Origin of the sequence: Caballeronia sp. GAFFF1, assembly GCF_023630705.1 — a bacterium.
GTDB lineage: Bacteria > Pseudomonadota > Gammaproteobacteria > Burkholderiales > Burkholderiaceae > Caballeronia.
This window is the reverse complement of record NZ_JALQEM010000025.1, coordinates 72,947-99,944: the sequence shown is the minus strand read 5'-3', so window position 1 is coordinate 99,944 and position 26,998 is coordinate 72,947. Positions and strand designations below refer to the sequence as shown.

Annotated in this window: 26 protein-coding genes and 1 riboswitch; of the genes, 11 read left to right on the top strand and 15 right to left on the bottom strand. The window is 65.4% G+C overall.

From position 1 onward, the window contains the following. The gene (gene flgL, locus NCR37_RS12975) at positions 1–1,239 is read left to right on the top strand and encodes a flagellar hook-associated protein FlgL (protein ID WP_250473326.1); all 1,239 of its coding nucleotides are present in this window, start codon (positions 1–3) and stop codon (positions 1,237–1,239) included. 709 nt (positions 1,240–1,948) lie between these two features. Here flgL and fliR read toward each other — a convergent pair. The 13 genes from fliR to fliF form a co-directional block, all read right to left on the bottom strand. Then, positions 1,949–2,743, bottom strand: coding sequence for a flagellar biosynthetic protein FliR (gene fliR / locus NCR37_RS12970; RefSeq protein ID WP_248320707.1), 795 nt, complete (start codon positions 2,741–2,743; stop codon positions 1,949–1,951). Between the two features lie 7 nt (positions 2,744–2,750). Continuing rightward, entirely contained in the window at positions 2,751–3,020 is a 270-nt protein-coding gene (gene fliQ, locus NCR37_RS12965; protein ID WP_175938546.1) for a flagellar biosynthesis protein FliQ, read from the bottom strand. A 10-nt stretch (positions 3,021–3,030) separates the two neighbouring features. Then, positions 3,031–3,801, bottom strand: coding sequence for a flagellar type III secretion system pore protein FliP (fliP, locus tag NCR37_RS12960; RefSeq protein ID WP_250473325.1), 771 nt, complete (start codon positions 3,799–3,801; stop codon positions 3,031–3,033). A 263-nt stretch (positions 3,802–4,064) separates the two neighbouring features. Further along, positions 4,065–4,580, bottom strand: a complete 516-nt coding sequence (gene fliO / locus NCR37_RS12955; RefSeq protein ID WP_250473324.1) for a flagellar biosynthetic protein FliO — start codon at positions 4,578–4,580, stop codon at positions 4,065–4,067. Beyond that, entirely contained in the window at positions 4,577–4,999 is a 423-nt protein-coding gene (gene fliN, locus NCR37_RS12950; RefSeq protein ID WP_502800522.1) for a flagellar motor switch protein FliN, read from the bottom strand. The genes fliO and fliN overlap by 4 nt, the downstream gene beginning before the upstream one ends. Positions 5,000–5,003: 4 nt before the next feature. Next, the gene (gene fliM, locus NCR37_RS12945; RefSeq protein WP_175938539.1) at positions 5,004–6,005 is read right to left on the bottom strand and encodes a flagellar motor switch protein FliM; all 1,002 of its coding nucleotides are present in this window, start codon (positions 6,003–6,005) and stop codon (positions 5,004–5,006) included. Between the two features lie 33 nt (positions 6,006–6,038). Then, positions 6,039–6,530 (bottom strand): flagellar basal body-associated protein FliL, encoded by a 492-nt coding sequence (gene fliL / locus NCR37_RS12940; RefSeq protein ID WP_250473322.1) that lies wholly within the window; start codon positions 6,528–6,530, stop codon positions 6,039–6,041. A gap of 1,245 nt (positions 6,531–7,775) precedes the next feature. Next, positions 7,776–9,212, bottom strand: coding sequence for a flagellar hook-length control protein FliK (locus tag NCR37_RS12935; protein ID WP_250473321.1), 1,437 nt, complete (start codon positions 9,210–9,212; stop codon positions 7,776–7,778). Between the two features lie 74 nt (positions 9,213–9,286). After that, the gene (gene fliJ, locus NCR37_RS12930; protein WP_175938533.1) at positions 9,287–9,736 is read right to left on the bottom strand and encodes a flagellar export protein FliJ; all 450 of its coding nucleotides are present in this window, start codon (positions 9,734–9,736) and stop codon (positions 9,287–9,289) included. Positions 9,737–9,797: 61 nt separating this feature from the next. Next, positions 9,798–11,324: a flagellar protein export ATPase FliI gene (fliI, locus tag NCR37_RS12925; RefSeq protein ID WP_250473320.1), complete on the bottom strand. Its 1,527-nt coding sequence runs from the start codon at positions 11,322–11,324 to the stop codon at positions 9,798–9,800. Next, positions 11,318–11,998, bottom strand: a complete 681-nt coding sequence (gene fliH, locus NCR37_RS12920; protein ID WP_250473319.1) for a flagellar assembly protein FliH — start codon at positions 11,996–11,998, stop codon at positions 11,318–11,320. Before fliH ends, fliI begins: the two co-directional genes overlap by 7 nt. After that, positions 11,991–12,986 carry a flagellar motor switch protein FliG gene (gene fliG / locus NCR37_RS12915; RefSeq protein ID WP_248320701.1) on the bottom strand — a complete coding sequence of 332 codons (996 nt, stop codon included), beginning with the start codon at positions 12,984–12,986 and terminating at the stop codon, positions 11,991–11,993. The genes fliH and fliG overlap by 8 nt, the downstream gene beginning before the upstream one ends. After that, the gene (gene fliF / locus NCR37_RS12910) at positions 12,976–14,739 is read right to left on the bottom strand and encodes a flagellar basal-body MS-ring/collar protein FliF (protein ID WP_250473318.1); all 1,764 of its coding nucleotides are present in this window, start codon (positions 14,737–14,739) and stop codon (positions 12,976–12,978) included. The genes fliG and fliF overlap by 11 nt, the downstream gene beginning before the upstream one ends. A 271-nt stretch (positions 14,740–15,010) precedes the next feature. Between fliF and fliE the strand changes: the two genes are divergently transcribed. The 5 genes from fliE to NCR37_RS12885 all read left to right on the top strand — a co-directional run bounded on the left by fliE (position 15,011) and on the right by NCR37_RS12885 (position 18,281). Next, the gene (fliE, locus tag NCR37_RS12905) at positions 15,011–15,379 is read left to right on the top strand and encodes a flagellar hook-basal body complex protein FliE (protein ID WP_175938523.1); all 369 of its coding nucleotides are present in this window, start codon (positions 15,011–15,013) and stop codon (positions 15,377–15,379) included. Positions 15,380–15,799: 420 nt separating this feature from the next. Continuing rightward, a complete protein-coding gene (gene fliS, locus NCR37_RS12900) occupies positions 15,800–16,219 on the top strand; it encodes a flagellar export chaperone FliS (protein ID WP_175938522.1) in 420 nt (139 codons plus the stop codon). Between the two features lie 31 nt (positions 16,220–16,250). Beyond that, a complete protein-coding gene (locus tag NCR37_RS12895) occupies positions 16,251–16,580 on the top strand; it encodes a flagellar protein FliT (protein WP_250473317.1) in 330 nt (109 codons plus the stop codon). A 46-nt stretch (positions 16,581–16,626) separates the two neighbouring features. Continuing rightward, a complete protein-coding gene (fliK, locus tag NCR37_RS12890; protein ID WP_250473316.1) occupies positions 16,627–17,982 on the top strand; it encodes a flagellar hook-length control protein FliK in 1,356 nt (451 codons plus the stop codon). Next, on the top strand, positions 17,979–18,281 hold the full coding sequence (locus NCR37_RS12885; RefSeq protein WP_206467213.1) for an EscU/YscU/HrcU family type III secretion system export apparatus switch protein: 303 nt from the start codon (positions 17,979–17,981) through the stop codon (positions 18,279–18,281). The genes fliK and NCR37_RS12885 overlap by 4 nt, the downstream gene beginning before the upstream one ends. Before the next feature lie 544 nt (positions 18,282–18,825). Here the strand turns inward: NCR37_RS12885 and NCR37_RS12880 are convergent. Further along, positions 18,826–20,535: an isovaleryl-CoA dehydrogenase gene (locus NCR37_RS12880; RefSeq protein ID WP_250473315.1), complete on the bottom strand. Its 1,710-nt coding sequence runs from the start codon at positions 20,533–20,535 to the stop codon at positions 18,826–18,828. Positions 20,536–20,829: 294 nt separating this feature from the next. On the opposite strand from NCR37_RS12880, the gene NCR37_RS12875 reads away from it, so the two are divergent. Continuing rightward, the gene (locus tag NCR37_RS12875) at positions 20,830–22,566 is read left to right on the top strand and encodes an OmpA family protein (RefSeq protein WP_250473314.1); all 1,737 of its coding nucleotides are present in this window, start codon (positions 20,830–20,832) and stop codon (positions 22,564–22,566) included. A 40-nt stretch (positions 22,567–22,606) separates the two neighbouring features. Here NCR37_RS12875 and NCR37_RS12870 read toward each other — a convergent pair whose 3' ends face one another. After that, complete coding sequence (locus NCR37_RS12870; RefSeq protein ID WP_250473313.1) at positions 22,607–23,557, bottom strand: LysR family transcriptional regulator; 951 nt, start codon at positions 23,555–23,557, stop codon at positions 22,607–22,609. Between the two features lie 112 nt (positions 23,558–23,669). Here NCR37_RS12870 and NCR37_RS12865 point away from each other — a divergent pair, with 112 nt between their 5' ends. The 4 genes from NCR37_RS12865 to NCR37_RS12850 all read left to right on the top strand — a co-directional run bounded on the left by NCR37_RS12865 (position 23,670) and on the right by NCR37_RS12850 (position 26,994). Further along, positions 23,670–24,128: a CidA/LrgA family protein gene (locus NCR37_RS12865; RefSeq protein ID WP_250473312.1), complete on the top strand. Its 459-nt coding sequence runs from the start codon at positions 23,670–23,672 to the stop codon at positions 24,126–24,128. A 10-nt stretch (positions 24,129–24,138) separates the two neighbouring features. Beyond that, entirely contained in the window at positions 24,139–24,861 is a 723-nt protein-coding gene (locus tag NCR37_RS12860; protein ID WP_250473311.1) for an LrgB family protein, read from the top strand. Positions 24,862–24,962: 101 nt separating this feature from the next. After that, a riboswitch (S-adenosyl-L-homocysteine riboswitch) is annotated at positions 24,963–25,102 on the top strand. Positions 25,103–25,134: 32 nt separating this feature from the next. Next, complete coding sequence (gene ahcY / locus NCR37_RS12855) at positions 25,135–26,556, top strand: adenosylhomocysteinase (RefSeq protein ID WP_250473310.1); 1,422 nt, start codon at positions 25,135–25,137, stop codon at positions 26,554–26,556. 84 nt (positions 26,557–26,640) lie between these two features. After that, entirely contained in the window at positions 26,641–26,994 is a 354-nt protein-coding gene (locus NCR37_RS12850; protein WP_250473309.1) for a phage holin family protein, read from the top strand. Positions 26,995–26,998 lie beyond the last annotated feature (4 nt).

Below are 26,998 nucleotides of genomic sequence, written 5' to 3'. Positions count from 1 at the left end.
ATGCGTATTTCCAGTTCCCAGTACTTCAATCTGAACGTCGCTTCCATGAGCGACCAGCAGAGCACGCTGGCGTCCATGTATCAGCAGATTTCGTCGGGCAAGCGCATCATGACCGCGTCCGACGACCCGCTCGGCGCGGCGCAGGCCGTGCAGCTCACGATGCAGGGCAACGCGCTCACGCAATACGGCACGAATCAGACGAAGGCGCTCTCCTCGCTGCAACAGGAAGACTCCACGCTGAGCGACGTGAGCGACGTGATGCAAAGCATCAAGACGAAGCTCGTGCAGGCCGGCGACGGCTCGCTGACGGACGCGAACCGCACGGCCATCGCCAATGCGATTCAGGGCTATCGCGATCAGCTCATGAACATCGCGAACACCACGGACAGCGACGGCAATTACATCTTTTCGGGCCTCAAGGGCGGCACGCAGCCGTACGCGAACAACCCGTCGGGTGTCGGCGCGATGTATTCGGGCGATGCCGGCCAGCGTACGGTGCAGATCAGCGCGGGACGTTCGATTGCGGTGGGCGACCCCGGCCAGTCGATCTTCGGCAGTGTATCGCCCACGGAAAGCACGCCCGTTTCGAGCGCGGCTGCGACGAACACGGGCACGGGCACGATCGGCGGCGTGAGCGTCTCCGACCCGAGCAATCCGAACAACGGCAGTACTTACACGATCCAGTTCGCCGTCGATGCCACCGCGGGCACCACGAGCTACACGGTCACGGCGGTGCCGGCGGATTCATCGTTGCCGACGACGCCGACCGCGTACACGGGCAGCGCGGACATCACGCTCGGCGGCCAGAAGGTGTCTGTTGCGGGCGCGCCCGGCAATGGCGACAGCTTCACGGTGCAGCCCGCGACCGCTGGCAACAACGACATCTTTGCGACGCTCGATAACCTCGTGAGCGCGCTGAAGCAGCCGACCGGATCGGACAGCGCGCACGCCGCGCTGACCAACGCGCTGACGACGGCGGGCACGAAGATCACCAACACGTTCAACAACGTGCTGGCGGCGCAGACGGTGGTGGGCGGACGCGAGCAGCAGATTCAATCGACGCAGACGGCGATGCAGACGACCCAGACCCAGAACGCATCGGATCTGGCGAACCTGACGCAGATCGACCTGGTTTCGTCGATCAGCTCGTATGAGTTGACGCAGAACTCGCTTCAGGCAGCGCAGATGGCGTTCACGCAGATTCAGAAGATGTCGTTGTTCGATTATCTGGGCGGGTGAGCGCGGCGGGTTGGCTTAGGGGCTTAGTAGTGCGGCGGGGCATTGCTCGGGAGAGCGGTGCTCCGTTTCTGTTTCCGCATTGGACGACGATTAAGGCGTGACTTCTGTGCTGACTGTCGGCATGCCGTGTCGACCGCCGCAAGTGAAGTAGCAGAAGTCGAACGGGACGGATGAACGCGCGGGGTTTGCGGGGCATTGCTCGAGAGAGCGGTGCCCCGTTGCTGCCTCCAGCATCGCACGACGACGATGGCGCAGCTTCGTTGCTGACGGTCGGTCGACCGATGATGTGGGAGACATTGAACCGGACGGATGAACGCGCGGGGTTTGCGGGGCATTGCTCGGGAGAGCGATGCCCCGTTGTCGTTTTCGACACCGCACGACGACGAACGCCTGACGTCATTGCTGACGGTCGGTATGCCGTCTCGACTGCCGCCAGTGATTATGCGTGTTGATCGACCGGTGACGTGGGGGAAAGTGGCAGACGTTGAACCAGACGGAAGAGCGCGCGGGGTTTGTAGGAAATTGCTTGTGAGAGCGGTGCGCTGTTGCGGCCTTCGGCATCGCACGACGACACAGGCGTGACTTCGTTGTTGACAGTCGGTCTGCCGGGTCGACCGCCGCAATCAAATACGCGTGTCGACCGACCGATAACGTGGCAGGGACGTGGAAGGAACCAAATGCCGAGGCGGCATCCCGCCGACGGCAACCCTCAATAAAGCGCCCCAGCCACCCGCCCCACCTGCGCGATACCCGCATCGAAGATGCGCAAGAAGAACGGCATCAGATTAGGCAGCATGAGTTGCAAGAGCAGCAAGCCGACCAGCATCGTGACCGGAAATCCCACCTGAAAAATCCCGATCTGCGGCGCGGCCCGATTGAGAATGCCGAGCGCCAGATTCGAGATGAGCAGCGCCGCCACGATCGGCAGCGAAAGCAGCAGGCCCGTGCCGAAAATGCTGGTCCCATAGCCGACGAGCACGCGCCAGCCCTGCGCATGCGATGCGGCCGCCACCACGTTCGCCTCGATCGGCACGTTCTGGAACGTCGTCACGAGCGCGCTGATCAATTGCAGATGGCCGTCGAACACGAGAAACGCGAGCATCGCGAGCGTGTTCAGATAGCGCGAGATGACCACCGCATTGCCGCCCTCGCGCGGATCGTAAAGCATGGCAAAGCCGAGGCCCATTTGCTGGCCGATGAACTCGCCCGCGGCATCGACGGCGGCGAATGCAATCTGCATCGTCATGCCGATGGCCGCGCCGATCAGAAACTGATTGACGATGATCCAGATGCCCGCCGCCGAGAACACCGTCGTTTGCGGCATCGCGGGCAAGGTCGGCGCGACGATCAGCGTGATGAATGCGCCGAGCGCAATCTTCACGCGCGTCGGAATGGCCATGTGGCTCAGCACCGGCGCGGTGGCGAGGAGCGCGAGAATACGCACGAACGGCCACAGGAACGCGGTGAGCCAGCCGTTCAGTTGCGCGTAGGTGACGGAGAACATCGAACGCTCAGCCGGTGATCGCGGGCGTGATCGTGAACACGTGGCGCATGTAGTCGAGCAGCGTCGAGAGCATCCACGGACCGGCGATCACGAGCGTCACGGCGACCGCGATCAGCTTCGGAATGAATGAGAGCGTCGATTCGTTGATCTGCGTGGCCGCCTGAAACAGGCTCACGACGAGACCCACGACGAGCGCGACCAGCAGCAACGGCGCGGCGAGCAACAGCGCGACGACCATCGCCTGATGCGCCATCGTCATGACGGATTCGGGTGTCATGCGCGTCTCCTTACGATACGAAACTTTGAGCCAGCGAGCCGATCAGCAACTGCCAGCCATCGACGAGCACGAACAGCATCAGCTTGAAAGGCAGCGCGATGGTCGTGGGCGACACCATCATCATGCCCATCGACATCAGCACGCTCGCCACCACCATGTCGATGATGAGGAACGGAATGAAGATCGTGAAGCCGATCTGAAAACCGGTCTTCAGCTCGCTCGTAATGAACGACGGCACGAGCAGGGAAAGCGGCACGTCTTCCGGGCCGTTCATCGGCGGAGCCTTCGAAATGCGGGCGAACAGCGCAAGGTCGGATTCGCGCGTCTGCTTCAGCATGAACTGCTTGAAGGGCGCGACGCCGCGCGTCATGGCCTGATTCATCGCGATCTGGCCTTCGGAGAAGGGCTTGTACGCGTCGTTGTAGGCGCGGTCGAGCACCGGCGACATCACGAAGAACGAGAGGAAGAGCGCGAGCCCGACGAGCACCTGATTCGGCGGCGTGCTCGACGTGCCCAGCGCCTGGCGCAAGAGCGACAGCACGATGATGATGCGCGTGAAGCTCGTCATCATCAGGACCATCGCGGGCAGGAACGAGAGCATCGTCAGCAGCAGCATGGTCTGCACGCTGAGCGAATACGTCGTGCCGCCGTTGGGGCCGGGGCTTGTGTTGAACGCGGGCAAACCCGCCGTGCTCTGCGCGAGCGCCGCGAGCGGCGACAGCGCGATGAGAACCGGAAGCGCGAGCTTCACGCCCCGCGCGATGTGACGACCGACCTGCATTACTTGCTCCCGCCGACGAACTGCATGAGACGCTTGAGCGCGTCGCCAAGCCGCTGACTCTGAAAAATGACGAATGTGATAGCCATGGTGTCCTGCCTCTTTCGATAGCGTGAATTGTTGACTATCCCGGCCGCAAACGATGGCGCGAACAGAAGGGAGATTCGGCGCTAACTCGTTCTATTGCGAAAGCACGCGTCGCCGAAAAGCAAAACGGGCGTGGCCCTCGCGGAGCACGCCCGATGAATCGGCTGGAACGATCGACTTTACTTGCCGGTACCGACGAACTTCTGAAGCCGCTTGTTCGCTTCGCCGGCGAGCGCATCGCGAAACCGCTGGCCGAACGAACCCGGCAACGTTTGCGCGGGCGATCCCGTCACGCCGGCCGGCACTTCGGCTTCCGCGGAACCGGCGGGCATCGTGTGCAGAAGCCGCACGTTGCCGGGGCCTGCGCCGAGCACGAGCCACGTATCGCCGATCTCGACCACTGCCACGCGCTCCTTGTTGCCGAGCGATGCGCCGCCCACAACCTTCACGAGCCCGCTTCGCTTGCCGCCCTGATAGCCGAACTTGCGGGCGAGCCATGCGCAGCCGAACACGAAGCCGATGACGACGGCGAGCCCCAGCAGCGTTTGCAGCACCGCGCCGAAGCCGAGCGACGGCACCGCGCTGCCCGCGCCGACGCCCGAGGCGATCTGCGCGGCGTGGTTCACGGCGTTCATGTCGGCGGCATGGGCGAAGATTGGCGCGGCTAACACGACGACAGCGGTCAGGCGTTTCATCGATTCAGCTTCCGGATACGTTCGGACGGCGTGATGATGTCCGTCAGGCGAATGCCGAACTTGTCGTTCACGACCACCACTTCGCCCTGCGCGATCAGACAGCCGTTCACGAGCACGTCCATCGGTTCGCCCGCGAGGCCGTCGAGTTCCACGACCGAGCCCTGCGCCAGTTGCAGCAGGTTGCGGATCGCGATCTTCGTGCGCCCGAGTTCCACCGTCATCTGCACGGGGATGTCGAGAATCATGTCGATGTCGTTGCGCGTCGAGGGCGGCGCGGCCTTCGACAGCGGCTGAAACACGCCCGCCGATGCGACCGGCGCTTCGTTGCCGTTCTGCTCGGCAAGCGCGCTCGCCCAATCGTCCATCGAGAGTTCTTCGTCTTTCATGTCGGTCGCGCCGGGCTGGGTGCCTTCCTGCATCAGATCACTCATAACTACCTTCCTTCGTCGAATCGCTGGCGCTGCTGATCATGTTCTGGACACGCAGCGCATATTGACCATTGAAAATTCCGTAACCGCATTCCATCACCGGCACGCCGTCCACCTTCGCGACGACCTGCTCGGGAATGTCGATCGGCAAAACATCGCCCGCGCGCATGTTGAGCAGCTTCGCGAACGACGAGCGAATCTCGGCGAGATCCACCGTCAGCTCCACTTCCGCCGACTGCACCTGCTGGGACAGCACCCGCACCCAGCGGCGGTCCACTTCGAGCGCCTCGCCCTGAATCGGCGAGGAGAGCACGTCGCGGATCGGCTCGATCATCGAGTACGGGAAGCAGATGTGCAGCGTGCCGCCGATCGAGCCGAACTCGATGGTGAACTGCGTCACGATGACGATCTCGTTCGGCGTCGCGACGTTGGCGAACTGCGTGTGCATCTCCGAGCGCATGTATTCGAACTGGAGCGGGCGCACGCTGCGCCACGAGGCGGCGTAGTGCTCGAACACGAGGTTCAGCAGCTTGTGGATGATGCGCTGCTCGGTCTGCGTGAACTCGCGGCCTTCGACGCGCGTATGAAACCGCCCGTCGCCGCCGAAGAGGTTATCGACGACGAAGAACACGAGGTTCGGATCGAACACGAACAGCGACGTGCCGCGCAGAGGCTTCACATGGACCAGGTTCAGGTTGGTCGGGATCGGCAGATTGCGCGTGAATTCGCTGTACTTCTGCACCTTCACCGGGCCGACGGAGATTTCCGCCGAGCGCCGCATGAAGTTGAAGATGCCCACGCGCATGAGGCGCGCGAAGCGGTCGTTGATGATTTCGAGGCCGGGCATCCGGCCGCGGACGATGCGTTCCTGCGTCGCGATGTTGTACGGACGCACGCCGGCTGGCTTGTTTTCGTCGGAGACCTGGTCGATCTCGCCGGTGACGCCCTTGAGGAGGGCATCGACCTCCTCTTGCGACATGAACTCTTCGTGGCCCATGACTCTCTCGTTCCTTGATTGGGTGCCGGGCGCTTACTGAACGACGAATTCAGTAAAGAGCACTTCCTGGATGTGGGCCGGCTGCTCGGGCGTGCTGGCGGCGGTTTCGACGGTTGCGCGCAGTTCGTCGGCGAGCTTGCGTTTGCCGTCGATGCCCGCGAGGTCGTCCGGGTGCTTGGCGGAGAGCAGCAGCAGGATGCGGCTGCGGATTTCCGGCATGCGTTCGGTGAGCGCGGCTTGCCCTTTCTCGTCCTTGAGCTTGAGCGTGAGACCGACGCGCAGGTAATGCATGATGCCGTCGTCGGCTTGCAGGTTGACTGTCAGCGACTCGAGCGGGAAGAACACGGGCGGCGGCAGCGGCGCGGGCTTCGCGGGGCCGTGCGCGGATTTGCCGAGCACGAAGTAGGCGCCGCCGGCGCCTGCGCCAAGCAGCACGATCGCCCCGATGGCGATGATCAGAATGCGCTTGAGCTTGCCGCTCTTCGCGGGAACGATGGGTTGCTGGTTTGCAGTAGTGGTAGCCATGAATGCGTGCCTCTTTCGATAGGTTGAATTGTTCGCTATCGCGGCTTGTCGTGATGGGTCGAACAGAGGGGGTTTTTGGTGCCTTTTTGGGATTCTCGACGGTTGGTCAGGGGCTGCCCTGACGACCCGGTGCGGTGGTCTTTGCGTGGAGCTTGTAGTTGCGCATGGCTGTTGGCGCGGGTTCGCGAACCTACGCAGTAACGCTTCGTCCGTTCTTTCTTTCGTGGGACTTGGTCTTGGGGCGGTCTTTCTTTTTTCGTGACACTTGTATTCGTGTCGGTCTATTAGCGTTGCCCCTCCCCGGGGCGGGGGTCACTTTCTTTGCTGCTGCAAAGAAAGTAACCAAAGAAAGCAGCTTTTTTCTTGGCCCGCAGCAGCAAGAGCGTGGTCACTCCGCAGAAAAGCATTGGCCCTCAGCTTGAATCAACCCTGAATCACCCTCCACGCCCACTGTCGGCCACGTCCTCCGAGCCCCTTGGCTCGATAAAACCAGTGGGGCGCTTCTTGCCACTCCCATATCCACACATCTTCGGCTTAGACACGGCCGGGCCGGGCCGGGCCGGGCCGGACCGAGCCAAGCCCGCGAGGGCGGGCGCCACGACGCGCGGCGCCTGTGCCCGCGCCCGTCGCTAATGACGATGCTTTCCTTGCACATCCGGTTGCACGTCGTTGATTGATTTGGCTTGAATTGGCTCGGCTACGCTCTGCTTGGCTTGGCTTGGCTTGGCTTGGCTTGGCTTGGCTTGGCTTGGCTTGGCTTGGCTTGGCTCGGCTCGGCTTGGGCTTGGCTTGGACTTGCCATGTATCTACTTCGGGGCAGAGCCGTTGTGTCCTGTTGGTTTTGTCGAGCCCAGGGGCTCGGAGGACGTGGTGCTCAGTGGGCGTGGAGGGTGATTCAGGGTTGATTCAAGCTGAGTGCCAATGCGTTGCTGCGAAGTGACCACGCTCGTGTTGCAGCGGGCCAAGAAAAGCTGCTTTCTTTGGTTACTTTCTTTGCAGCGGCAAAGAAAGTGACCCCCGCCCCGGGGAGGGGCAACGCTAATAGACCGACACGAATACAAGTGTCACGAACGAACGAAAGAACGAAAGAAAGAAAGAAAGAAAGAAAGAAAGAAAGAACAAAAGACCGCCCCAAGCGCTACTGCGTTAGGTCCGCAACCCCGCCCCGAAAAGGGGCAACGCCAATAGACCGAAGTGAGAACGAATTCCCCGAAGAACCAACGCCCATCGGGGAAAGAGAAGCCTTTAAGCAAAAGTATCCACCAGCCCCACGGTCCGCCGCACGACTGCGGCAACGCCCCCGCCAGCGTCCTCGAGTCCGCCGCCGCCAGCACCCCGCCCTCCGCGAGAGGAAGAGGAAGACCCACCCTGACCATCCCCTTGCGACTGGCGCGCAAACGCCGACCCATCCGAGACACTGGTACTGCCGAGACTGATGCCGTTGGCTTCCATCGCCTCGCGAAGCTTCGGCATCGCGGCTTCCACCGCCTCACGCACCTGCGCATGCTGCGACACGAAAAGCGCGTGCGCATGATTGTCGGCGACCTGAAGCGTCACCTGAAGCGGCCCGAGATCCTTCGGATTCAACGTGAGCTCGGCGCTCTGCTGATCCGACTTCGACACGAACACGACCTTCTGGCTGAACGCATCGTCCCAGCCGGATGCGCCCACGTGCGGCGCAATCGCCGCGCTCGTCGCCGACGTCATCGCGCCTTGCGGGCTCGATAAGCCCGAATTCGCCGATGCCGCCTGCAACGCCACCGCATGCGCCGCCGCATCGGCAGACTGCTTGTACGCAGCGCTCGCGCCGTCGCCCGCCGGCGTCAGCGCGTCCTGCGCCGTCGCAAGCGCGGCGGCGTTCGTCTGCGCCGCGCTCGTGGCGGCGTTCTTCGCATCGCCCGATGCGCCGTTCGCCAACACCATGCCGCGCGCGCCCTTCGCGCCCGCGCCGAGCAAGGCGCCCTGCGTTTCGCTCGTCGTCCCGTCCGTCGGCTTCGCGCCGTTGGCGCCATTCGCGCCATTCGCAGCATTGCCGCCGACATGCGCCGCCGCAGCCACGGCAGCAGCATTGGCCGGCGTGCCGTTCATCGCCGCGAGCGCGGCCTGCAGCGCGTCCTGAGCCGATTTCGCGTCGGTGCTCTTCTTCGCGTCGCCGGTCGCGGATGCGTCGCCGTCCGTCGATGCCGCCGTGGCCGCGCCAGTCGCCGCATCGGTGAGCGCGGCGGCGTCGGCATCGGCATTCGCGGGGTCGGCGGCGTCGGCGCGCGCCTTCGCTTCGGCGGCGGCTTTCGCGGCGGCATCGGCAGCAATCGCGGGCTTGGCGTTCGCGCTCGCCTCGGCATTCGCGGCCGGCTTCGACGCGTCCGCGCCGTCGCCCTTGTCCGCATGCTTCGGCGCGTCGTGCGTCGCGTCGGTCTTGCCGCTCGCGTCCGCCGATGTCGACGCCTGCGCGTCATCGCTCTTGCCAGCGTTCGCGGTGTCGTCGGGCTTCGGGGCGTCGTGCACGCTCGACTTGTCGCCGGACGTAAGCGCCTTCGCCGCGAGGGCGTCCGCGTTCGCGCGGTCGGTGATGCCTTGCAGCGTCTGCCCGAACGAAACGCCCGCGCTCGCCGCGCGCTTGGCCGTCGATGCGCTCGACGAGTTCGCGCCCGTGAGCGCGCCGATGGTTGAAACGGAGGACATATTCGACCTCTGGAATCCTGTAATGAACTACACGCGACGCTCGCTGCCATGACAGCAGCGCCGCTAAAAATCCGTCAGGCGCGCTCGGCCCGCATGCGCAGCACCTTCGCCGCATGCTCGTCCGCTTCGCGCTGTTCGACACGCGCCGCTTTGCGCGCGAGAACCGCTTCGCCCCGTGCAGCCAACACCTCGTAGCTGCCGACCTTCTGCTTCTTGAGCCGCCATTCGGGCTTCGCCGCCTCGATGCGCTGATCGGCCGTCACGAGCAGCATGCGCTGCTGCGCGATGGCCGAATCGAGCGTATCGACGAACGCCTGGAAGTTGCGCAGCGTCTGCGCCGTCGTGCCTTGCTGGGCAGATGCCGTGAAGCGCGCGTGATACTCGTCGCGGTAAGCAACGAGCGATTCGAGCTGTTTCTCGGCTTCGTTGCGTTCCTGCTGCAACTTCCCGAGTTTCTTGGTGGCGGCGTCGAGCTCTTCTTGCGCGAGTTCGATGAGCGTGTTGATCGGCAGATTCTTGGACATGACGTGGCGGTTCCTGTGGTCTTCAGGGCTCTACGTGTTCTTATGACGAATGGCTCGAATACTAGTCGAAAAGCTGATGCAACAAATCAAGACTCGGTTCGAAATTTGCCTGCTCACGAAAACCTTGCTGTAAAAACGACTCCATGCGCGGATACAGCGCAATTGCGCGGTCGAGCAGCGCGTCGCGGCCGCTCGAATACGCGCCCACGTTGATGAGATCGCGGTTGCGCTGATAGCGCGACAGCATCTGCTTGAAGAGGCGCACGCGCTCCAGATGCTTCTCGTCGATGAGCGAAGTCATCGCGCGGCTGATGGACTGCTCGATGTCGATAGCCGGGTAATGCCCCGCCTCCGCCAGCGACCGGTTCAGCACGATATGGCCGTCCAGAATGGCCCGCGCCGAGTCGGCGATCGGGTCCTGCTGGTCGTCGCCCTCGGTCAGCACCGTATAGAACGCAGTGATGGAACCGCCGCCTTCCGGCCCGTTGCCGGTACGCTCGACGAGCGCCGGCAGCTTGGCGAACACCGAAGGCGGATAGCCCTTGGTCGCCGGCGGCTCGCCGATCGCGAGCGCGATCTCGCGCTGCGCCATCGCGTAGCGCGTGAGCGAATCCATCAGCATCAGCACGTGCTTGCCCTGATCGCGGAAATATTCGGCGAGCGAGGTCGTGTACGCGGCGGCCTGCATCCGCAGCACCGGCGACACGTCCGCAGGCGCGGCCACGACGACCGAGCGCGCGAGACCGTCTTCGCCCAGAATCTGCTCGATGAACTCCTTCACTTCGCGGCCACGTTCGCCGATCAGCCCGATCACGATCACTTCCGCGCTCGTATAACGCGCCATCGTGCCGAGCAGTACTGACTTACCCACGCCGGAACCCGCGAACAGGCCCATGCGCTGGCCGCGCCCGACCGTGAGCAGCGAGTTGATCGCGCGCACGCCAACGTCGAGCACCTTGTGAATCGGCTCGCGGTTCAGCGGGTTGATGACCGGCGCGGCGAGCGGCGCATCCACCTTCGCGCCGAGCGGGCCGAGCCCGTCGAGCGGACGGCCGGACGCATCGACCACGCGGCCGAGCATTTCCCAGCCGACCGGCAGACGCTTCGCGCCCGCCATCGGATCGTTGATCGGCGCGCTTTCCAGCGGATACACGCGCGCGCCGGGCAAGAGGCCGCCCATCTCGGTGGTCGGCATCAGAAAGAGCTTGTCGCCCGCGAAGCCGACGACTTCGGCTTCAGCGGTCGGGATCGCGCTGCCGGGCGGCAGTTCGATCATGCATTCGGAGCCGACGCCCATCTTGAGCCCGACTGCTTCGAGCACAAGGCCGGCGGCGCGCGTCAGACGCCCGCACGGACGCAGCGGCTTCGCGATGGCGTTGCGCGACTTCATCGCGTCGAGCTTGTCGCGCCACGCATCGATGTGCGGATTGCCCGCGAGCTTCGCCAGTTCGGCGATGGTGTGCGCGGCGTGCGCGTCCGGCGTGGCGTCGCTTGCGGCCTCTTCGCTCGCGAGCGGCCCGAACGACGCCCGCGCGATTTCCTGTTCCAGCGCGGACAGCCCGTCCTGCGTGATGCGATGGTTCACCACGGCTTGCTCCTCCCGAGCGCGGCAGCGACGCGTTCCCAGCGCGACGCGTTGGTCGCGTCGATCTCGCCGGTCGCGGCGTGCGCCTTGCAGCCGCCGCGTTCGATTGCCGGGTCCGGACGCACCGTCCAGCCCGCCGATTCCAGTTCATCCTTCAGATACGAATCGACGATCGGCAGGTCGGCCGGGCTCACGATGAGCGTCGGCGCGCCCGCGAGCTCCGGCTCGGCGGCGATCACTTCACGGGCGACGGCGACGAGCGCGGTCGGATCGAGCGCCAGATGCTGACGCACGACCTGCTGCGCGATATCGACGGCCAGCGCGGCCAGCGTTTCCGCGATGGCGGCGTCGGCGGCCTGAAGCGCGGTCTTGAACGCATCGGCGATCTGCGCGAGTTGCGCGGCCTGCGCGAGCGCTTCCTTGCGGCCGTCCTCGAAACCCTTCGCATGGCCTTGCTCGAAGCCCGCCTGATAGCCGAGCGCCTGACCGGCGACGTGCCCCTTCGCGACGCCGTGCGCGTGCGCGTCTTCCTCGATGCGGCGCAGATGCGCTTCGAGCGCCGCCTGTTCCGCCGCGCTGTTGTCGACGGTGACGGGATCGAACGACGCCATCTCCCAGCGTTGATACGCGGAGACGGGCGCCTTCTCGCCCCGGTTCTGGGTGGCGGCGTCAGACATACGCGTCCTCCGCCTTGCCGCCTAGCTGAATCTGGCCGTTTTCCGCCAGATTGCGGACGATCTGGAGAATCTTGCGCTGCTGCTGCTCGACTTCCGACACGCGCACCGGACCGCGCGAATCGAGGTCTTCGGCGAGCAGTTCGGCCGCGCGCTGCGACATGTTCGAGAGGAACTTCTGGCGCAGCGCGGGCTGCGCGCCCTTCAGCGACACGATCAGCGTTTCCGACTCCACTTCCTTCAGCAGCAACTGGATCGCGCGGTCTTCCAGGTCGAGCAGGTTCTCGAACACGAACATCTGGTCGATGATCTTCTGCGCCAGTTCCGCGTCGTACTCGCGCACGTTCGAAAGCACGCCTTCTTCGTGATTGCTCGACATGAAGTTGAGAATCTCCGCCGCCGTGCGAATGCCGCCCATCGGCGCGCGCTTCAGGTTGTCGCTGCCTGAAAGCAGCGTCGTGAGCACGTCGTCGAGTTCGCGCAGCGCGGCGGGCTGAATGCCGTCGAGCGTCGCGATGCGCAGGAGCACGTCGTTGCGCAGGCGGTCGTTCAGGAGCGACACGATTTCGGATGCCTGATCGCGGTCCAGGTGCACGAGAATCGTCGCGATGATCTGCGGATGCTCGTTCTTGATGAGTTCCGCGACCGCGCCCGAGTCCATCCACTTGAGACCTTCGATACCGCTGGTATCGCTGCCTTGCAGAATGCGGTCGATCAACGCGCCGGCCTTTGTCTCGCCGAGCGCCTTGGTCAGCACCGAGCGGATGTACTCGCTCGAATCCAGCGAAAGCGCCGTGTGCTTCTCGGCTTCGCCGACGAATTCCGTCAGCACGTTGTCGAGCTGCTCGCGCGTCACGTTCTTGAGCGCCGCCATGGTCGCGCCGATCTTCTGCACCTCGCGCGGGGCGAGATACTTGAAAACTTCGGCGGCTTCTTCCTCTCCGATCGACATCAGGAGGAGCGCGGCTTTATTGAGACCTTCAGCGTTCATCGGACACCCAGTTCTTCACGACCGTCGCAACGATTCTCGGGTCCTGCCGCGCGACCATTCGCGCGTAGTCGAGATTTCGATCGAATTTGGCCTTGTTGCTTTCATGACCGAGGAGGCTGACCTCGGCATCCTTGTCTTCGTCCTGCTTCGCTTCGCCGTTGAGCGTGGGACCGTCCAGCAGCGAGAGTTCGTCCGGTGCGGCGAGCGCGGGCGCTTCTTCCGGCGGCGGCGGGAACGCGCGGCGCATGGCGGGCTTCACCATGCTGAAGTACAGGAACAGCGCGACGATGCCGATACCCACGTACTTCGCGAGCGAGATGCCGCGCGCAATCATGTCCGGCGTGCGCCACCACGGCACGGCGGGCGTCAGGTCCGAGTCCGACGTGAACGCGCTGTTCACCACGTTGACCGAATCGCCGCGCTTCTCGTCGAAGCCCATCGCGTCCTTCACGAGCTGCTGCACTTGCGCGAGCTTGTCGGCGGCGAGCGGCTTCATCGTGACGTTGCCCTTGGCATCGACCTGCCGCTCGTAATTCACGACCACCGCCACGGACAGACGCTTGATGCCGCCCGTCGCCTGCTCGTAGTGGCGCACGGTGCGATCCACTTCGTAGTTCGTCGTGGTGTCCTTGCGCAGATTGCTCGGCGTGGAACGCGTCGCGGTCGTGCCCGACGCGGCGGCGTCGATCGGCGCGGACGCCGGCTGCGGCGGCTGGTTCGAGAGCGCGCCCGGCACGCCCGAGGCGCCGCTGCCCGACGTTTCGCTCGATTCGCTCGACTGCTGGCTGCGGATCGCCGTGTTCTGCGGGTTGGCGTTCGGGCCGTAGCTTTCGGCGGTCTGTTCGAGCTTCGAGAAGTCGATGTCGGCGCTCACCTGCGACCGCGCATTGCCCGCGCCGAAGAGCGGCGAAAGAATCGCGTCGATGCGCTTTTGCGTGTTGTGCTCGATCTGTTGCACGTATTTCAGCTGCGACGCGTCGAGGCCGTTGACGGCGCTCTGGCTCGTGAGCAGGTTGCCGTCCTGATCGACGATGTTCACGTTCTTGACCGGCATGTCCGGCACGCCCGAGGCCACCATGTGCGCGATCGCGAGCACTTGCCCTTCGTCGAGCACGCGGCCCGGGTAGAGATTCACCATCACCGAGGCGGTCGGCAGTTCCTTGTCGCGCACGAACACGCTCGGCTTCGGAATGGCGAGATGCACGCGCGCCGACTTCACCGACGAAATGGAACCGATGGTGCGCTCCAGCTCGCCTTCGAGCGCGCGCTGGTAGTTGATCTGCTCGGCGAACTGGCTGATGCCGAACTTCTGGTTGTCCATCAGCTCGAAGCCGACCGAGCCGTTTTTCGGCAAGCCCTGGCTCGCGAGACGCAGACGCGTTTCGTGAACCTGCTCGGCCGGCACGAGAATGGCGCCGCCGCCGTCGGACAGCTTGTAGGGAATGTTGCCCTGCTGAAGCGCGGTAACGATCGCGCCGCCGTCGCGGTCCGACAGATTGCTGAACAGCACGCGGTAGTCCGGCTGGCGCGACCACATCACGAGGCCGGCGACGACCATCGCCAGAATCGCGACGGCGACGATCAGCGGCACGCGCGGGTTCGAGCGAAACTGCGAAAGCATTGGCACCCGCTGCGCGAAACCGCCGGCGGAAAGGCCCGCGCCCGCCGCGGGCGCACCTGCCGCGCCCGGCTGCGCACCCGCCAGGCCCATTCTGGCGTCGGGCGTGATCAATGAGTTGTTGGGCGTTTCCATTAGCGTCGAAGCTCCGAATCTTGGCTTCTTCCCGCGCCGCAGTGTCGTCCGCGGTTGAGGAAGTCTTTTCACGAGATGGATTATCCGCACTACCTCGCAAGTCGATTCGGTGAATAGAGCGGGGTTTTCCCCGTTCTTCGTACGCTTCGAAACGGGGCCCGCTGCTAATCTTTTTCATACCCGGACGAGCCATTTTTACCGGCCCGTCCGAGCCGGCGAGACGCCGGCATTTCCACGGTCCTGCATCAATTTGCTGTCACACGGAGTCAATATGAACTTTCCGATCAATCCGCTTTCCGCCGCGATGAGCGCCATTCAGTCGATGTCGGCGCAGGCCGCCGGCGGCGCGGGCAGCGCGGCCACGGTGGCGTCCGGCGCGGTGACCGGACAAAGCGCAGGTTCGGGCGCGGCGACCGCAGGCAGCTTCGCGGACGCGCTCAAGTCGTCCATCGACAAGATCAGCGCCAACCAGACGACCGCGCTCAACGAGGCGCATGCATTCGAAATCGGCGCGCCGAACGTTTCGCTCAACGACGTGATGGTGGACATGCAGAAGGCCAACGTCGGCCTCCAGTTCGGCTTGCAGGTGCGTAACAAGCTCGTGAGCGCGTACAACGACATCATGCAGATCTCCGTCTAACGCCCGGCGAGCGCCGCGGACCGTTCCGATCCTGCCTTTTCGAGCGTGGCTTTGTTCCTGGTTTTCGCCCTCAAACCCTTGCGCCCTAAAGCTTTTGCGCGTTTCTCCGATAACCCCGTTAGCAGCCCGGCGAACGACGGTTCGCTCGCGAAAGCGAGCCGCGCCTTCGTATTTCGAGCCGGCGCGGATGTTCGCAGGCCGGAAAAAACCGGGGCAGACGCGGGAGCGACACGGCGACATGCCGCGTGCCCCGCGTCGCGGGGGATACAGGTTGCAGGCGGCGCGGGTGAGGGCTTCGGGCCACGCTCGCCGGCTGCATGGATTTGCACGGGACGACACGGGGCCGAGACACGCGCGAACGCGCGCGTGCCGGCCGGCCGGGGCGAAAAGCCGTAACAGTCGTCGAGACAGGAGCCATCGATGTTTTCGCAGGGACAGGCGGGAGCCAACGCATATGCGCGCGTCGGCGTTCAGACCGGCGTCATGGGAGCCAGCCCGCACCGGCTCATCGTGATGCTCTATCAAGGCGCGCGGCAGGCCATCGCGCAGGCGCGCATGCACACGCAGCAGAACAACGTGGGCGCGCGCGGCCAGGCGATCGGCAAGGCAATCAGCATCGTGGAAAGCGGGCTTCAGCAGGCGCTCAACAAGGACGCGGGCGGCGAAATCGCGCAGCGGCTCGACGCGCTCTATTCGTACATGACGCGGCGTCTCTTGCAGGCGAACATGGAGCAGAGCGAGACGATGCTCGTGGAAGTCGACAATCTGCTGGCGACGCTCGAGGAAGCGTGGGTCGGTATCGGACCGGAAGTGGCGCAAATGACCGCCGCGGCCGTCTGAACGAAAATCGGTGGGCGACTGCCGCAGAAGAATGAAAACGACAGAAGAATACTTCGCTCACTACGAAGCCATTGCCGCGCTGTCCTCCCAGATGCTGAGAGCGGCGCGCGAAGGCGACCTGGGCGATTTGAAGGCGATGCAGGGCACGTATCGCGACCTCGTCGAGCAGTTGAAGGACGCCGATCACGCATCGGCGCTCGACGAGACCGCGCGGGCACGCAAGCTCGACCTCGTGAAGAAGATTCTCGCCGACGACGCCGCCATCCGCGACCTGACATCGCCGAGTCTCGCGCGCCTGTCCGCGCTCTTCGCGGTCAACAGTCCGGCGCGCGTGCTCAAAAAGATGATAGGACTGCGTTAGGCAGACACGCCGCGAGGCTTCGCGGACGTACTTGAGGAATCTCGGCATGACAGGATTCGACTCCGCGATAGCAACGCTCCTGGCCGGCCGCTCGGACCTCGTCCTTTCCGCGATCCGCGCAGCCGACGCGGTGAACGGCGCGGCGGGCGCCGCCGCGGGACGCACGACGACGCAGGCGGGCACGTCCGCCACGGTCGATACGCCCGACACGCCCGAATCCGGCGCAGCGGGCGCGGGCCCGGCGGCATCGGCGCAGACCGAGCTTTCCAGCGTCGCGCGCACGCTCGACGTGATCTCGCGCTTGTCCGGCACCGCGTCGGCCGTCATCGGCGACGCGCCGTTGTGGCCGACGCCGCCGCGCCCCGCGAGCGCGTTCGCCGCGCTCACCACCGGCCTTTTCGATACCGCTTTTTCGTCGAACGCCGCCGCCGTCGCCGCGGCGCGCGCCGCGAGCCAGAACTTACCGCCGCTGCCGGCGTCGGTGCTGGCGGGCGAGCTGGCGAAGACCGTCGGCGAGAGCGGACTCTTCTACGAATCGCATCTCGCGCAATGGCTCGCAGGCCAGCGCACCGCAGCCTCGCTCGGCAACGAGCCGCAGGCCCGCGTCGATCCGCGCGTGCTGTCGCTGCCGTTCGATTTCGCGAGCGAAGGCGCGCAGGACGCGGCGCATGCCGCGCCGGCGTTTTCCGCGTCGCCCGCTTTCCCCGATCTTCACGACGTCGCCGCGCCGACGCCCGCGCGCGCCGTCGAGATGCCGCAGACGCCGCAGCAGGCGGCGGCGCTCGCCGCGTCGGTGCGCGACGCGCCCGCGTCGGCCCTTTCGAATTCGCAGAGCGGAGCCGCGAGCGCCAGCAGTGCGAGCGCGCAGCCCGCGCCGTCCGGTTCGGGGTCGGCGATGCAGGCTTCGGTGGCGGCGGGCGTGCATCCGGCCACGCTCGACATCGTGCGCCAGCAGCTCGATCTTCTCGCCAACGGGCAGTTCCGCTGGCAGGGCGAGGCGTGGCCGGGCACGCGCTTCGAATGGGAAATCGCCCGCGAGCCGCGCGATGCCCGCGCGCCGGAACCGGCGGCGGACGAGCGCGCGTGGCGCACCCGCATCACGCTGTCCCTGCCTGCGCTTGGCACGGTGGACGCCGAACTGGTCTTGAGCGGAGAGAAGCTCGTCGCGCGCATCAATGCGAGCGACAAGGGCGCGGCCCGGCTCGCGGCGGACGGCGCGGCGTTCGCGCGTCAACTGGATGCGGCGGGCATCGCGCTGGCGTCGTTTTCGGTGCGCTCGATCGACGGCGCGGCAGGCACCGAGCTCGCGCACGACGCAGGCCACGCGGCGCCGAAGCCGGTTCGATCGCCGCTCGAACATCTGTTTCGCGCGTCGCCGCGCAATGAAGGAGGCGCGACATGAGCACGCCGTATGGCCGCAAGCAGGCGACCGCGCTCACCTACGAAGCCGGCAATCGCGAAGCGACGCCGCGCGTCGTCGCGAAGGGTTACGGGATCGTCGCCGAGATGATCGTGCAGCGCGCGAAAGAGGCGGGCGTCTACGTGCACGAATCGCCGGACATGGTCTCGCTGCTGATGCAGGTGGACCTCGACGCGCATATTCCGCCTGCGCTGTATCAGGCGGTGGCCGAACTGCTTTCGTGGGTGTATCGGCTGGAGAACGAAGAGCCGCTGCGGGAGGCGGGGCGGGCGGTGCGGTAAGGGTGGTCGCGCGTCGGCGGCGACGCTGTTCCCCGCCCGCAAGCATTGTCGATTGCTGCTGCTTTCTCTGCGACGGGAAAGCCTCGGCGCGCGCTTTCGCGCCGCCGCCGTCGCACTAGCCCCCAAACGCCCGCGCCACGATCCTCGCATGGTCGAAGCGCGCCGGCAGCGCGCCGTAGACGCGCCCCGTTTCGCCGCGTGCGTCGCCTGCGGGAGGAGGGGCGTGCGGTGCGATGAAGGGCGGCCCGCTGCTTCTCGCTAATCTGCAAACGCCCGCGCCACGATCCCCGCATGGTCGAAGCGCGCCGGCAGCGTGTCGTAGACGCGCCCCGTTTCGCCGCGTGCGTCGCCTGCGGGAGGAGGGGCGCGCGGTGCGATGAAGGGCGGCCCGCTGCTTCTCGCTAATCTGCAAACGCCCGCGCCACGATCCTCGCATGGTCGAAGCGCGCCGGCAGCGTGCCGTAGACGCGCCCCGTTTCGCCGCGTGCGTCGCCTGCGGGAGGAGGGGCGCGCGGTGCGATGAAGGGCGGCCCGCTGCTTCTCGCTAATCTGCAAACGCCCGCGCCATGATCCTCGCATGGTCGAAGCGCGCCGGCAGCGTGCCGTAGACGCGCCCCGTTTCGCCGCGTGCGTCGCCGAGACGCGTCTCGATAAACGCCTGCGCCACGTCCTCCGGCGCGTGACGCGCGAGCAACACGCCCTGCGCGCACAGCGCCAATTGCTGCGCGATGCGCCGCGCCGACGCTTCTCGTTCCGATGCATCGCCCGTCAGCATCCCGATGAGCGCGCCGAGCGCCGCGCCCAGCGCCGGATGCGCGGATGCCGCGTCGCGCCAATCGTCGAGAAGCACATGCGCCGCGTCCTGCTCGCGCTCGAACGCGCGCAGCACGTCGAGGCACATCACGTTGCCCGAGCCCTCCCAGATCGAATTGACAGGCGCTTCGCGATAGAAACGCGCCATCGGGCCGGATTCGACATAGCCGTTGCCGCCCCAGACTTCCATGGCTTCGCCGGTGAATTCGAGCGCGCGCTTGCAGACCCAGAACTTCGCCGCCGGCGTCACGATGCGCCGCCACGCGCGCTCGGTCGGCGCGCTGCCCGCCGCCGCGCTGCGTTCGAACGCGCCCGCGAGCCGCATGAACAGGAGCGTCGCGGCCTCGCATTCCAGCGCGAGATCCGCGAGGACGTTGCGCATCAACGGCTGATCGACGAGCCGCGCGCCGAACGCGCTCCGATGCCGCGCGTGATGAATCGCCTGCACGAGCGCCGCGCGCATGAGCGCCGCGCTGCCGATCACGCAGTCGAGCCGCGTGAAGTTCGCCATTTCGATGATCGTCGGCACGCCGCGCCCTTCTTCGCCGACCATGACGCCGTAGGCATCGAAGAATTCGACCTCGCTGCTCGCATTCGAGCGATTGCCGAGCTTGTCCTTCAGACGCTGCACGTGAACCGCGTTCTTGCGGCCGTCCGGCGTGAAACGCGGCACATAGAAGCACGACAGCCCGCCTTCGGCCGAAGCGCGCGCGAGCACCAGATGCGCGTCGCACTGCGGCGCGGAGAAAAACCATTTGTGGCCGACGAGCCGGTATTCGCCGCCGCGCCCGCCCGCGCCGAGCGGCTCGGCGCGCGTGCGGTTGCTGCGCACGTCGGAGCCGCCCTGCTTCTCGGTCATGCCCATGCCGATCATCATCGAACGCTTGCCGGCTTCGAGCGCAATGTCGCGCGGGTCGTGCTCGCGCGACAGCAGCGGTCCGGCGAGCCGCGCGTACAAGGCCGGCTCGTTGCGCAACACCGGAATGCTGGCGAAAGTCATCGTGACCGGACACAGCGAACCGGATTCGAGCTGGCCGTGCAGAAAGTAGCCGGCGCAACGCGCGGCCATGGAGCCGGCGCGGGCGTGCGGTTCGAACGGCAAAGCGTGCAGGCCAGCGTGCCGCAACCGGCGCAGAAGTTCGTGCCACGCGGGATGAAACTCGATTGCGTCGATGCGCTCGCCGCGCGCATCGTGCGTCGCCAGTTCCGGCGTATGGCGGTTGGCCAGATCGGCGAGCGCGAGAACATCGGGCTGCGTGAGCGCGCAGCCGTCGCGCGAGAGGGCGTCGGTGTGCCAGCCGGCGCCTTCGCGCTCGACCGCCGCCGCGAGCGCGCAATCGGTGGCGAACGCGTCGTAACGCTCGAGCGGCGGCGCCTGATTCGTGACCTCGTGCGTCTGACCGAACCGGCTGGCGGGTGCATCGGCGGATGAAGCATTCATACAGCGGTCTCCTGTCTCGGGCGGCGTCGGAGCCATCTCGAATTCATGAATCATAGGCCGGCGTTTCGGCGCACGGGTAGAGGCATCGCTCTCTTCATTGGCGACCGGACGCGAGCGCCCGGTTGTCACAGCGACGACAAGTTTTCTGAGGCGCAGTCCTAAAGGAACGAGAGCTGAGACAAATCCGATTGTTCAGTCCGCCATGCCGACTTGCAGGACCCCGAACCTATAATCGTTCGGCCTGAATCGGGCGCTCGGCCCGGTGCAACAACGCTTTTCTGGAAGTCATTTTCAATGAGCATCAACCTCAATCAGTCGGTGCAGGGCGCTTTGAACGAAAGCGTGTTGCAGCATCTCGCCGCGCGCGTCGGCTGCGCGCCCGAATCCGCCAAGCGCGTCGTGTCGCTGTGCGGGCCTGCGCTCATCGGCTCGATGATGAACAAGGCGTCGTCGCTCGACGGCGCGCGCAATCTGTTCAACGCGGTCATGTCGCCGGCCGTCAATACGCATATCGCCGAAGAACTGCCGCACTTCGTGCTGAACGACGACGGCATGCAAACGCTGCTGGCCACGAGCGCTTCGGTGGACGGCGCGGTCGCCTCGCACGACAACGTCAACGCGCTGAGCGAACGCATTGCCGACTACTCGGGCGTACCGGCGCACGTCACGCGCGTCCTGGCCGGCGTGGTCGGCGCGACCCTTCTCGGGCTGCTCAAGCGCCACTTCACGCAGCACAACGGTCAGGTCGGCCAGTTGCCCACGCTGCTCGGGCACCAGTTGCCTGTCGTTCGCGCCAACATGACGGACGCCTTCGCGCAGGCGCTCGGCCTCGGCTCGGTCGGCGCGTTTCTGGCGGGCGTGGCGTCGCGGCTGAAGGCGGTGTCGTCGCATCTGGAGCATCCGTCCACGCAGGAAGCCGCCGCGTTCCCGATTCATAGCGACTTGTACCCCGCGCCCGAGAGCGAGGAAACCAAGGAGAAGTCGAACAGGCGCAAGTGGCTGTGGGTGGCGAACGCCGCAGCGCTCGCACTGTTCGCGGCGTTGGTCGCGCGCGGTTGCTCGACGGAAGACAAGCCCAAAGACGCCGCGCAGGATGCGCAAGCGGACGCGTCGGCGTCGGGCGCGGCTTCCGGGGCGGCTTCGGATTCCGCTGTTGCTGCCGCGTCGTCCGACGCCGTGGCGAGCGGCGCGGCCGTGGCCAGCCAAGCGTCCATGCCGACGCTGCTCCCGGGCAAGAACGCGCTCGCCGCGATCACCGTCGATGCGTCGGGCGTGCCGACCGTCAAGGCGACCGTCGGCAGCGACGAGGAGCGTCAACGGCTGATTGACCTGCTGTCGGCCAGGTTCGGCGCGGACAAGTTCCACGCGAACGTCTCGGTCGACCCGGACACGAAACCTTCGGCCTGGCTCGACAAACTGGACACCCTCGTGCCCGTCATGACGCTGCCGGGCGCGCGCGTGCAGATCGACGGCGACAAGATCGAACTGGCCGGCAAGGCCGCTGACGCCAAACTCGGCTGGCTGGAAAAGCTGAGGGCGCTGTTCGGCTCGGGCTGGAGCATCGGTCTCGCTTCGGCGCGTCCGGACGCGGCGGCTTCGGATGCTGCATCGGCGGCATCGGCGGCCGCGCCTGCATCCGCGCCGGCAACTGCGGAAACCTGCTCGGCACCCGCCATCGCGCGAATGCTGAACCTCAAGCCCATCAACTTCCGCACCGGTTCCAATACGCCGCCCGCAAGCGCGATGGCCGCGCTCGCGAAGTCGGCGCAGGCACTGAAAGACTGCGACGCTCACGGCGCGCCCATCATGCTGCGAATCGCCGGTTATTCCGACAACACCGGCAGCGCGGCGCTGAACGTCGAATTGTCGAAGAAGCGCGCGGAAGCCGTGCGCGGCTATCTGGTGAAGCACGGCATTCCGGCCGGTTCGTTGAAGGCCGAGGGTCTCGGCGAGGTCAATCCGATTGCCGACAACTCGACGCCGGCGGGCCGCATGGCGAATCGCCGCATCGAGTTCACGGAAGTCAACTGACCGGGCCGAGCAATGCGGGCGCGTTTCCTCGCAACGAAGATCACTCGCCCGCGTCCGCCTTCTTGCCCCGCGTGCGGGCGAAGCCATCGGCCATGAAGTCCTGATCGAGGTTGGCGGGCAGCACTTCACGCGCAACCTCGATCCACGCTCGCGCCGCATGCGACAGATAGCCGTTGCGCCGCCAGCCGAGCGCCATGTCCCAGTGAATCTCCGGCGCGACAACCGGGCGGCACGTGAACGCGTCGGTGTCGAGGCGTCGGCAATACGGCGCCGGCAGCAGCGCAATGCCGATTCCCGCCTGCACCAGCGCCGCCATGAAATCCCAATGCCCGCTGCGCCCGACGATGGTCGGCGTGAAGCCCGCCGCGCGGCACGCGTTCATCACGATATCGTTGAGCGCCAGGCTTTCGCCGTAGAACACGAACGGCTCGGCAGCGAGATCCGCCAGCGGCACTTCGCGCACGTCCTCCCAGCGCGCGCCTTTCGGCGCGACGAGCCATAGCAGCTGACGGCTGACCGGCAACACGTCGAACATGGCGGTATCGACGGGTTGCAGGACGCCGCCCAGTTCCAGTTCGCCGTCCATGAGCGCGGCCTCGATCGCCTTCGACCCGCGCTCGAACAGCTTTAGCTCCACTTTCGGATACCGCCGCCTGAACGCCGCGATGGCGGGCGTGAAAAGCGATCCGCCCATCGGCGGAATGCCGATGGTGAGCGTTCCCCGCCCGAACGTGCCGAGGTCGTTGAGTTCCGCCTCCAGACGAGCGTGCGCCGCCAGCACGTCCACGCCGCGTTGGTAGACGATCTGTCCCGCATCGGTCAGCACCATCTGCCGGCCTTCGCGCAACAACAGCGGCGAGCCGACTTCGTCTTCGAGCGCCTTCACCATCTTGCTGATGGTCGGCTGCGTGACGAACATGTGCTCGGCGGCGGCGGTAAAGCTCTTCTGTTTGACGACTTCGACGAAATACCGCAACGCGCGCAGTTCCATGATCAGCCTCGAATTCCGAATTGGAATGAAGCGGATAAGGTTAAGTCATTTTAATTATGGAAATGACGCCTCTATACTCGGCTACAGGTTAACCCTGATCGCACACCACACCATGTCCGCCGTCCTCTCGAATGCAAGCGCCACGAACCCTGCTCGCGCCGCTATCAGCCGGTTCGCCCTCGTCGCAGTACAGGCGGGCGGCATCGCGGTGATCTGGTTCGTCGCCGATTTCGTCGCGCGCAAGCTCGCGTTGCCGGTGCCGGGCGGCGTGGTCGGCCTTGTCGCGTTGCTCGCGCTGCTGTTTTGCGGCGGCATCGCGCCGCGATGGGTGAAGGCAGGCGCCGACTGGCTGCTCGGCGACATGCTGTTGTTTTTCATTCCCGCAGCGGTCGCGGCCGTGCAGTACGGCGGCCTGTTCATGGAAGACGGCTGGCGGCTCGCGCTCGTCGTGGTCGCGGGCACGCTGATGGTGATGGTCGCCGTCGCGTTCGCCGTGGATCGCGCCGCGCGCCTCGAACGCCGTCTCGCGTTGCGCCGCGCGCTCGTCGCGCGTCACGTGGCTCGCGCTTGACCATACGTCCATGCACCACTTCTACGCCTCGCTTCTCGCCGACGAGGCCGCGCGCCTGATCGCCGCCGGCTGCTTCGTGCTGACGGTTGCGCTGTACTTCGCGTCCAAGCGTCTCTACGCGCGATTCCGCAGCCCGTGGCTCACGCCGATGCTTTCCGCTCCGGCCGTGCTCGCGCTGATCGTCGTGACGGCGCGCATTCCGTATTCGGTCTACTTCGCCGATACGCGCTGGCTCATGTGGCTGCTCGGCCCGGCCACCGTCGCGTTCGCGGTGCCGATCTACGAGTACCGCGCGCTCCTGAAGCGCCACTGGATCTCGCTGACGGTCGGCGTCACGGTCGGCATTCTGGTTGCCGTGGGCGGGTCGCTCGCGCTCGCGAAGCTGCTGCATCTGTCGCCGGAATTGCAGCGCAGCCTTGCAACGCGCTCGGTATCCACGCCGTTCGCGCTCGTCGTCTCCGACAAGATCCACGCGCCGAAAGACCTCACCGCGCTCTTCGTGATCGCGACGGGCGTCTGCGGCATGCTCTTCGGCGAGATCGTGCTCGCGCTCGTGCCGCTGCGCACGCGGCTCGCGCGCGGGGCCCTTTTCGGCGCGGCGGCGCATGGCGTCGGCACGGCGAAAGCGCGCGAATTGGGCAGCGAAGAAGGCGTGGTCGCGAGCCTCACCATGATGATCGCGGGCGTCGTGATGGTGCTGCTCGCGCCGGCGCTCTCCGCGCTGCCGTTTTAGATGCGCGCATCGGTAAATGCGGCTCACGCGGCGTCGAAGATTTGAATCAGCGTGTGCTGAAACGCAAACGATCCAATAAGACTTTGCTACAATCGCCACTCGCCCCCGAGGAGCGTTGCGACGGTTGAGCGGCTTGCAAAAAGCCTCATCCGCCAGGCTCGGTGGCATTCAATCCGGACGGTTCGAAAGCGCGTCATTGTGCGCCCGCCGAGCCACCGCATTCGAACGGCGCTCACGTCAACATTTCTAGTCTTTTTTAGAAAGGAGGGCGTGATGAACGCCGCAGTTCTCGATTCCAACAACACCCAGGATTTCGTTGTCGCCGACATGTCGCTCGCCGCATGGGGCCGCAAGGAACTCGACATTGCCGAGACGGAAATGCCCGGTCTCGTGCAAATCCGCGAAGAATACAAGGCGCAGCAGCCGCTCAAGGGCGCGCGCGTCGCGGGCTCGCTGCACATGACCATCCAGACCGGCGTGCTCATCGAAACGCTGAAGGCGCTGGGCGCGGACGTGCGCTGGGCGTCGTGCAACATCTTCTCGACGCAGGATCACGCCGCCGCCGCCATCGCCGATGGCGGCACGCCGGTGTTCGCTTTCAAGGGCGAATCGCTCGACGAGTACTGGGAATTCTCGCACCGCATCTTCGAGTGGCCGAACGGCGAGTTCGCCAACATGATTCTCGATGACGGCGGCGATGCCACGCTGCTCCTGATCCTCGGCTCGAAGGCGGAGAAAGACCGCTCGGTCATCGCCAAGCCGACGAACGAGGAAGAAGTCGCGCTGTACAAGTCGATCGCCAAGCACCTCGACGCCGATCCGACGTGGTACTCCACGCGCCTCGCGCACATCCAGGGCGTGACGGAAGAAACGACCACGGGCGTGCATCGCCTGTATCAGATGGAAAAGGACGGCCGCCTGCCGTTCCCGGCCATCAACGTGAACGATTCGGTCACGAAGTCGAAGTTCGACAACCTGTACGGCTGCCGCGAGTCGCTCGTGGACGGCATCAAGCGCGCGACCGATGTGATGATCGCGGGCAAGATCGCGGTCGTGGCCGGTTACGGCGACGTGGGCAAGGGCTGCGCGCAATCGCTGCGCGGGCTCGGCGCAACGGTGTGGGTCACGGAAATCGATCCGATCTGCGCGCTGCAAGCGGCGATGGAAGGCTACCGCGTCGTGACGATGGAATACGCCGCCGACAAGGCCGACATCTTCGTGACGGCGACCGGCAACTACCACGTCATCAATCACGACCACATGAAGGCGATGCGCAATAACGCGATCGTCTGCAACATCGGTCACTTCGATTCGGAAATCGACGTTGCCTCCACGCGCCAGTACACGTGGGACAACATCAAGCCGCAGGTCGATCACATCATCTTCCCGGACGGCAAGCGCATCATTCTGCTGGCCGAAGGCCGCCTCGTGAATCTCGGCTGCGCGACGGGCCATCCGTCGTTCGTCATGTCGAACTCGTTCACGAACCAGACGCTCGCGCAGATCGAACTCTTCACGCAAGGCGACAAGTACGAGAACAAGGTGTACGTGCTGCCGAAGCATCTGGACGAGAAGGTCGCGCGCCTGCATCTGGGCCGCATCGGCGCGGAACTGACCGTGCTGTCGGACGAGCAGGCAGGCTATATCGGCGTCGACAAGAACGGTCCGTTCAAGCCGAACCACTACCGCTATTAATCGCACGCGGCGGCGGGGCCGGCGCGGATGCGCATGCATCCGCGCCGCGCTTTGCCCGAACGACGACAAACCGGAGAACCCTCGATGACCGTGCTGCTGACATGGCTGATCAACGCGCTCGCGCTTCTGATCATCACCTATCTCGTGCCGTCCATTCACATTCGCAGTTTCGGCACGGCGTTGATTGTCGCGGTGGTGCTCGGGCTGATCAACGCCGTGCTGCGTCCGGTGCTCATTATCCTGACGTTGCCGGTGACCATCCTCACGCTAGGCGTCTTCATCCTCGTGGTGAATGCACTGTGCTTCTGGCTGTGCTCGTCGCTGCTGAAGGGCTTCGAGGTCTCGGGTTTCTGGTCGGCGTTCTTCGGCTCGATTCTCTACAGCATCGTGTCGTGGCTCCTGTCGGCGCTCGTGTTCGGGCAGCGCAACTTCGGCTAGCCGC